Source organism: Variovorax sp. OK212 (assembly GCF_900112425.1).
Classification (GTDB): Bacteria; Pseudomonadota; Gammaproteobacteria; order Burkholderiales; family Burkholderiaceae_C; genus Variovorax.
In genome coordinates, this window is the sequence record NZ_FOLP01000001.1 from 1,419,009 (window position 1) to 1,426,901 (window position 7,893).

Sequence of the window (7,893 nt, forward strand, 5' to 3'; positions counted from 1 at the left end):
CGGGTTTCCTTTCAGGAATCGACCGATGGAAAGAACCACCGTCCGATGCGCGCGCAACCCAAGAGGGGCCAAAGCCTTTGTGCAGGTTCCGTCGCTCATCCGACGACGGAACCTCGGCTCCGGTCAGACGAGCTTTGGTTTTTTGGCTTTGCTGCAGCCCTGGCGCGCACCGCGGCCTTCGGGGTGCGAGGGCACCATGAAGGATGTGGGGAGGCAAGGCATCGCGGCAGTTTATCCCGGTGCCACAATTCCGGCATGAGCGGCGCACGTGTTTCGATCCAGACAGCAGATTTCGACCTGGCACAGGAGGTCGCCGCGTTGCGCGCCGGCGACACGCGCGTGGGCGCGGTGTGCACTTTCGTGGGCACGGTGCGCGACCGCAACGACGGCAGCAGCGTCTCGTCGATGGAGCTGGAGCACTACCCCGGCATGACCGAGAAGGCCATCGAGGCCATGATCGACGAGGCGGTCAAGCGCTTCGACATCCTCGGCGCGCGCGTGGTCCATCGCGTGGGCCTGTTGCAGCCGCTGGACCAGATCATGATGGTGGCGGTGGTGTCGGCGCACCGCGCTCAGAGCTTCGAGGCCTGCGAGTTCCTGATGGACTACCTGAAGACCCAGGCGCCGTTCTGGAAGAAAGAGCAGACGCCCGAAGGCGCCCGCTGGGTCGATGCGCGCGTGGCCGACGACGCGGCGCTCGCGCGCTGGGGCATCAGCGCCCCGAACGCCTGAGAGGCTTCCTTTACAGCGGCTTGAACCCGCTGGCCTGGATGATCTTTTCCCAGGCCTGCGTGTAGGTGCGCACGCGGCCGGCGAACTGGCCCTGCGGCTCGTAGCCCACCGTCAGTCCCATCGTGGTGAGCTTCTGCTTCACGTCGGGCATGGCCAGCACCTTCTGCAGCGCGTCGCCGTACTTGTCGATGATCGGCTGCGGCGTGCCCACCGGCGCGAAGATGCCGTAGTAGGGCAGGTCGTCCAGGTTCGCGAAGCCCAGCTCCGTGAAGGTCGGCACGTTCGGAATCACGGCCTGGCGCTTGGCGCCGATGGAGGCCACGATGCGCACCTTGCCGGCCTTGTGGTTCTCGATGAAGTCCGGCACCGAGGCGATGCCCGCGGTGATCTGGTTGCCCAGCATGTCGGCCGTCATGGGCGCGCTGCCGCGGTAGGGCGCGGGCTGCACGTCGATCTTGTACTTGTCCGAGATCATCTTCACCAGGAACTCGGGAATCGAGGCCGGTGCCGGGATGCCGATGGTTTCCTTGCCGCCCTTTTGCGTGCGGACCCACTTCACGTACTCGTCCATGGTCTTGGCGGGCGTGCCGCCCGACACCGCCAGCACGTTGGCGAAGGTCGCGAAGCCGGCCACGGGCACGAAGTCGGTGGCGGGGTTGAAGCCCGGGTTCTTGATGACCTGCGGCAGGATCGAGATGGTGTGGTCATGCGAGAGGAACAGCGTGTGGCCGTCGGCCGGCGAAGACTTCAGCACGGTGGCCGCAATCTGCCCGCCCGCGCCCGCGCGGTTTTCCACCACCACGGGCACGCCCAGCACGTCCTTGAGCTTCTCGCCCAGCGTGCGCGCGATCGCGTCGGTGCCCGCGCCGGCCGGAAAGCCCACCAGCAGCCGGATGGGGGTGCCGCTCTGCGCCTGCGCGAGACCCGACAGGCTGGACAGGCCTACAGCTGCCAGAAAGACGCCCGCGCTGATCGCCCGGCGCACCGGTTGAACGCGCTGCATTGAAAAAACCATGATCGACTCCATTCGAGAGAGAGAAATGCCTACGGGCAAGGAAAGGGATCTTGTGCAATACCCGTGCCCGGGTTGCCCCGGTCTGCAGGTAATGGCGGACAGCCTTGAATCGTGCCCGAACGGCCCTATTTTGGATGCAGGAATACCACCATGCGACAAGACAAACTCACCACCAAATTTCAGGAAGCACTGGGCGACGCCCAGTCGCTCGCGCTGGGCAACGACAACGCCTACATCGAACCGGCCCACCTGCTGGTCGCGATGCTGCGCCAGGACGATGGCCCGCGCGCCCTGCTGGAGCGTGCCGGCGTCAACGTGCCGGGGTTGCTGCAGGCCGCCGAAGGCGCCATCAAGAAGCTGCCCCAGGTGCAGGGCCACGACATCGTGCAGGTCGGCCCCGAGCTCAACAAGCTGCTGCAGGCCACCGAGAAAGAGTCGATCAAGCGCAATGACCAGTTCATTGCCGGCGAACTCTTCCTGCTCGCGCTGGCCGACAGCAAGGCCGACATCGGCAAGCTCGCCAAGGAAAACGGGCTGGGCCGCAAGTCGCTCGAGTCCGCCATCGACGCCGTGCGCGGCGGCCAGGGCGTGAACAGCGCCGACGCCGAAGGCCAGCGCGAAGCCCTCAAGAAATACTGCATGGACCTCACCGAGCGCGCCCGCCTGGGCAAGCTCGACCCGGTCATCGGGCGCGACGAGGAAATTCGCCGCGCCATCCAGGTGCTGCAACGCCGCACCAAGAACAACCCCGTGCTCATCGGCGAACCCGGCGTGGGCAAGACCGCCATCGTCGAAGGCCTCGCGCAGCGCATCGTCTCGGGCGAAGTGCCCGAGTCGCTGCTGGGCAAGCGCGTGCTGTCGCTGGACATGGCCGCGCTGCTCGCGGGCGCCAAGTTCCGCGGCGAGTTCGAGGAGCGCCTGAAGACCGTGCTCAACGAACTCGCGAAGGACGAAGGCCAGACCATCGTCTTCATCGACGAGCTGCACACCATGGTCGGCGCCGGCAAGGCCGAGGGCGCGATGGACGCGGGCAACATGCTCAAGCCGGCGCTCGCGCGCGGCGAGCTGCACTGCGTGGGCGCGACCACGCTCGACGAGTACCGCAAGTACATCGAGAAGGACGCCGCACTGGAGCGCCGCTTCCAGAAGATCATCGTGGGCGAGCCCAGCGTGGAAGCCACCGTGGCCATCCTGCGCGGCCTGAAGGAAAAGTACGAGGTGCACCACGGCGTGGACATCACCGACCCGGCCATCGTGGCCGCGGCCGAGCTGAGCGACCGCTACATCACCGACCGCTTCCTGCCCGACAAGGCCATCGACCTGATCGACGAGGCCGCGGCCAAGATCAAGATCGAGATGGACTCCAAGCCCGAGGTCATGGACCGGCTCGACCGCCGCCTGATCCAGCTGCAGATCGAGCTCGAGGCCGTGCGCCGCGAGAAGGACGAAGCCTCGCAGAAGCGCTTCGGCCTGATCGAGGGCGAGATCGAGCGCCTGCAAAAGGAAATCGCCGACTACGACGAGATCTGGCAGGCCGAGAAGGCGCAGGCCCTGGGCAGCGCCAAGGTCCGCGAGGACATCGACAAGATCAAGTTCCAGATTGCCGAGTCCACCGCCAAGGGCGACTTCAACAAGGTCGCCGAGCTGCAGTACGGCCAGTTGCCGGCGCTCGAAAAGCGCCTGAAGGAAGCGCAGGACGCCGAAGCCTCCAGGGGCAAGTCGAGCGCGCCCACGCTGCTGCGCACGCAGGTCGGTTCGGAAGAAATCGCCGAGGTCGTGGCGCGCGCCACCGGCATCCCGGTCGCCAAGCTGATGCAGGGCGAACGCGACAAGCTGCTCGTGATGGAAGACAAGCTGCACGAGCGCGTGGTCGGCCAGGACGAGGCCATCGGCGCGGTCGCCAACGCGATCCGCCGCTCGCGCTCGGGCCTGTCGGACCCGAACCGCCCGACCGGTTCGTTCCTGTTCCTCGGCCCCACGGGCGTGGGCAAGACCGAGCTGTGCAAGGCGCTCGCGGGCTTCCTGTTCGACAGCGAAGACCACCTGATCCGCATCGACATGAGCGAGTTCATGGAGAAGCATTCGGTCGCCCGCCTGATCGGCGCGCCGCCGGGCTACGTGGGCTATGAAGAGGGCGGCTACCTCACAGAGGCCGTGCGCCGCAAGCCCTACAGCGTGGTGCTGCTCGACGAGGTCGAGAAGGCCCACCCCGACGTGTTCAACGTGTTGCTGCAGGTGCTCGACGACGGGCGCCTCACCGACGGCCAGGGCCGCACCGTGGACTTCAAGAACACCGTGATCGTGATGACGAGCAACATCGGCTCGCCCATCATCCAGGCCATGGTGGGCAAGCCTTCGGAAGAGATCAAGGAAGCGGTGTGGGACGAGCTGAAGAACTACTTCCGCCCCGAGTTCCTGAACCGCATCGACGAGACGGTCGTGTTCCACGCGCTGGACGCGAAGAACATCGAATCGATCGCCGCGATCCAGCTGAAGGTGCTCACCGCGCGCCTGGCGAAGATGGACCTGGGCCTGGAAGTGTCGCCCGCGGCGCTGGCCGAGATTGCCAAGGTCGGCTTCGACCCGGTGTTCGGTGCGCGTCCGCTGAAGCGCGCCATCCAGCAGCGCATCGAGAACCCGCTCTCGAAACTGCTGCTCGACGGCAGCTTCGGGCCGAAGGACACGATCGAGGTCACGACCGACCCGATCCAGTCGCCGGGCCAGTTCTCGTTCACCAAGGGCGGGGAACCAACGGCGGCTGCTTCGGCCTAAGCTCGGATGATGAACTTCATTTTTCGCGTCATTCTTCTGCTCCTGGGGCTGGTTTTCGCGGCCAGCCTGGCCGTGGTGGTCATGCTGCTGGCGGCGGTGTGGGGTGTGCGCTACGCCTGGGGGCGCCTCACGGGCAAGCCCGTGACGCCTTGGGTCATGCGTTTCAACCCGCGCTCGGGCTTCGACAAATTTCGCCATGCGGCACAGCCGGCCGAACCCACCGCGGCCGACGTGGTCAGCGCTCGGGCACGCGGCGAGTCGGTGCGCAGCCCCATCGCCATCGGCCCCGCCGATGACGTGACCGACGTGCGGGCCCGCCCCGTGCGCGGCGACTGAGCCGCTGCCCGAACAGATCAGGCGCTGTACAGCGCCTCGATCTCGCTGGCGTAGGTCTTGTAGATGCTGGTGCGGCGCACCTTCATGGTTGCCGTGACCTCGCCGTCGTCATGGTCCAACTCTTTGGTCAGCAGATGAAAACGGCGGATCTGCGACACCTGCGCCAGCTTGCCGTTGCCCTTTGAGATCTCCGCGTCGATCAGCGCGCGCACCCGGGGCTCTTCCACCAGCGAGCGGAAATGCGTGAATGGAATGCGCGCCGCCTCCGCCCACTTGCCCACCGTCTCGCAGTCGATCTGCAGCAGCGCGCCGACGAACTTGCGGCCGTCCGCCACCACGATACATTCCTTGATGAAGGGGCTGCCCTTCATGGTGTTCTCGATCTCCGAGGGCGTGAGGTTCTTGCCGCCGGCCGTGATCATGATGTCCTTGAGCCGGTCGACGATGCGCAATTGCCCGTCTTCCTCGCGCACCACGTCGCCGGTGTAGAGCCAGCCGTCGCGGATCGACGAGGCCGTGGCCTCGGGGTTCTTGTAGTAGCCCTCGAACACCATGTCGCCGCGCACCAGCAGTTCGCCCGCATCGCCGATGCGGTGCTCGGTGCCTTGCGTCGGCAGGCCGACCGTGCCGATCTTCACGGCGTCGTGCCGGTGGCCGGCGATCATGCCGGTCGACTCCGTCAGCCCGTACACCTCCACCAGCGGCACGCCCAGCGTGCGAAAGAAGCGCACCACGTCCGCCGGAATGGGTGCCGCGCCGGTCAGCGCAATGTGCGCGCGGCGCAGGCCGATGAAGTTCTGCAGCGCGCGCAGCACGCTCCAGTAGGCGAGGGCGAAGCGCCCGCGCTCGGCCAGCGTCCATGCGGCGCGCGGCTTCTCGGCCAACGGCGCGCACGCCGCCATCGCGCGGGCGAACAGCAGGCGTTGCAGGCGTCCGGCCTCCTGCAGCACACGGCCCTGCTGCGGCTTGTAGAAGCCCGAGATGGTGTTGAACAGCGAGGTCTTGCCCGCGCCGTTGGGCCCGATCACCGCGGTGATGGAGCCCGGCGCCACGCTGAAGCCCACGTTCGTCAGCGCCTTGACGCCGCCGAACGCGAGCGTCAGTGCATCGACCTGCAGCACGGAAGCGGATGGCGCGTCAGGCATGGCTCGGAGCGTCGTTGTAAGGTCAGGGTTTGTGTCCAGCACCTCGAAAGCTACTGGTCCGTAAAATTCCTACTGGCGGGTAATGTCTGCGTTCGTCGCATGGCGCGGCATCCGGACTTTCCCCGCCCGCACAAACCCCATGCCCCGTACAGCCACTGCCCCCCAGCCCACAGAACCCTCGCCGTGGGAGCCCGCCGGCAAGCGCGCCCAGCAGCGCGAGGTGAAGCGCCAGGCGGTGCTGCAGACCGCCGCGCGGCTGTTCAACGAGCGCGGCTTCCACGCCACCTCGCTCGACGACATCGCCGAGCGGCTGAACGTCAGCAAGCCCACGCTCTACTACTACATCGAGAACAAGGACCAGATCCTGCTGGAGTGCGTGAAGATCGCGCTCGCGCTCATGCAGGACGGCATCGGCGAGGTGCGCGCCGCGGGCGGCAGCGCCATCGACCAGCTCAAGGCCTGCATGCGCATCTACTCCAGCGTGGTCACGCAGGACTTCGGCATGTGCGTGATCCGCATCGGCGAAGACCCGCTGCCCGATCCGCTGAAGAAGGAGCTGCGCAGGCTCAAGGCCGGCATCGACGGCCAGTTCCGCCGGCTCATCGAGGACGGCGTGGCCGAAGGCTCGCTCGCGCCCTGCGACCCGAAGATGGCCGCCTTCATGCTGGCCGGCGCGCTGAGTTGGATCGGCCGCTGGTACCGCCCCGACGGCGACCTCACGCCCGACCAGATTGCCGACCAGGGCATCGCGCTGCTGCTCGACGGCGTGATCCAGAGACCGGCCGCGGCTCCAGCTGCGGCTGCCAGAGCCCGCAAGCCCGCCGTAAAAAAAGGAAAGACCGCATGACAACGACCGACGCCCCCTTGCTGCTGGGCCGCGACGGCGCGGTGGCCACGATCCGCTTCAACCGGCCGGCCGCCCTGAACGCCATCGACGTGCCGATGGCCAACGCCTTCCTGGCCGCCGCGCGCGAACTGGCCGCCGACAAGAGCGTGCGCGCGGTGCTCATGAGCGGCGCGGGCAAGGGCTTCATGGCCGGCGGCGACCTCGGCGTGCTGAGCGCCGACCCGAAGCAGGGCGCGGCCGACCTGATCGATCCGCTGCACGAGGCGCTGACCGTGCTCGATGGCATGGACGCGCCGCTGATCGCGCAGGTGCACGGCGTGGCTGCCGGCGCGGGGCTGAGCATGATGCTGCAGGCCGACTTCGTGCTCGCCGCCGAAGGCACGCGCTTCAACCTTGCCTACGTGAACATCGGCACCAGCTGCGACGTCGGCGCCTCGTGGGCGCTGCCGCGGCTGGTCGGCATGCGCCGCGCGCTGGAGATCGCGATGCTCGGCGACACCTACGACGCGGTGGCCGCCGAACGCATGGGCCTGATCAACCGCGTGGTGCCCGCCGCCGAGCTGGAGGCCGAGGCGCTGGCGCTCGCGCACCGGCTGGCCAAGGGGCCGACCGTGGCGCTGGGCAACCTGCGACGGCTGATGCGCGGCTCGCTCGGGCGCGACCTGGCCGGGCAGCTCGACGCCGAATCGGCCGCCTTCCAGGCCTGCGCCGCGACCGATGACTTCAGAATCGGGCTGGACGCCTTCTTTGCCAGGAAACCCGCCGCCTTCACCGGGCGCTGAATCCGTTTTTTTCAATCCCAGGAGACAGAGACACATGACTTCACGCGACATCTTCGTGGTCGGCACCGCCCGCACCGCCATCGGCACCTTCGGCGGCGCGCTGAAGGACGTTCCGAACACCCAACTGGCGACGACGGCGGTCAAGGCCGCCATCGAGCGCAGCGGTCTGGCCGGCGATGCCATCGGCCACGTGGTCATGGGCAACGTGATTCCCACCGACGTGAAAGACGCATACCTGAGCCGCGTGGCCGCCATCGACGCGGG

Annotated in this window: 6 protein-coding genes and 3 pseudogenes; 6 read left to right on the forward strand and 3 right to left on the reverse strand. The window is 67.3% G+C overall.

Annotation, left to right across the window (positions count from 1 at the left end; translation table 11 throughout):
* Nucleotides 1–255: 255 nt before the first annotated feature.
* Complete coding sequence (locus tag BM004_RS06590) at nucleotides 256–732, forward strand: molybdenum cofactor biosynthesis protein MoaE (protein WP_093211913.1); 477 nt, start codon at nucleotides 256–258, stop codon at nucleotides 730–732.
* Between the two features lie 10 nt (nucleotides 733–742).
* Here BM004_RS06590 and BM004_RS06595 read toward each other — a convergent pair whose 3' ends face one another.
* Entirely contained in the window at nucleotides 743–1,735 is a 993-nt protein-coding gene (locus tag BM004_RS06595) for a Bug family tripartite tricarboxylate transporter substrate binding protein (RefSeq protein ID WP_177206371.1), read from the reverse strand.
* A gap of 162 nt (nucleotides 1,736–1,897) precedes the next feature.
* On the opposite strand from BM004_RS06595, the gene clpB reads away from it, so the two are divergent.
* Nucleotides 1,898–4,519, forward strand: coding sequence for an ATP-dependent chaperone ClpB (gene clpB, locus BM004_RS06600; RefSeq protein WP_093211917.1), 2,622 nt, complete (start codon nucleotides 1,898–1,900; stop codon nucleotides 4,517–4,519).
* 6 nt (nucleotides 4,520–4,525) lie between these two features.
* The gene (locus tag BM004_RS06605) at nucleotides 4,526–4,855 is read left to right on the forward strand and encodes a hypothetical protein (protein ID WP_093129569.1); all 330 of its coding nucleotides are present in this window, start codon (nucleotides 4,526–4,528) and stop codon (nucleotides 4,853–4,855) included.
* 17 nt (nucleotides 4,856–4,872) lie between these two features.
* Here BM004_RS06605 and BM004_RS06610 read toward each other — a convergent pair.
* Nucleotides 4,873–5,802 (reverse strand): annotated as a pseudogene (locus BM004_RS06610) (long-chain fatty acid--CoA ligase); the annotation flags it as partial.
* Nucleotides 5,803–6,000: pseudogene (locus BM004_RS42460) on the reverse strand (ATP-binding cassette domain-containing protein); the annotation flags it as partial. It abuts the pseudogene before it with no gap.
* 139 nt (nucleotides 6,001–6,139) lie between these two features.
* On the opposite strand from BM004_RS42460, the gene BM004_RS06615 reads away from it, so the two are divergent.
* The 3 genes and pseudogenes from BM004_RS06615 to BM004_RS06625 all read left to right on the forward strand — a co-directional run.
* Entirely contained in the window at nucleotides 6,140–6,847 is a 708-nt protein-coding gene (locus BM004_RS06615; RefSeq protein WP_256219802.1) for a TetR/AcrR family transcriptional regulator, read from the forward strand.
* A complete protein-coding gene (locus tag BM004_RS06620; protein ID WP_093211921.1) occupies nucleotides 6,844–7,629 on the forward strand; it encodes an enoyl-CoA hydratase/isomerase family protein in 786 nt (261 codons plus the stop codon). Before BM004_RS06615 ends, BM004_RS06620 begins: the two co-directional genes overlap by 4 nt.
* 34 nt (nucleotides 7,630–7,663) lie before the next feature.
* Nucleotides 7,664–7,893: pseudogene (locus BM004_RS06625) on the forward strand (acetyl-CoA C-acyltransferase); the annotation flags it as partial.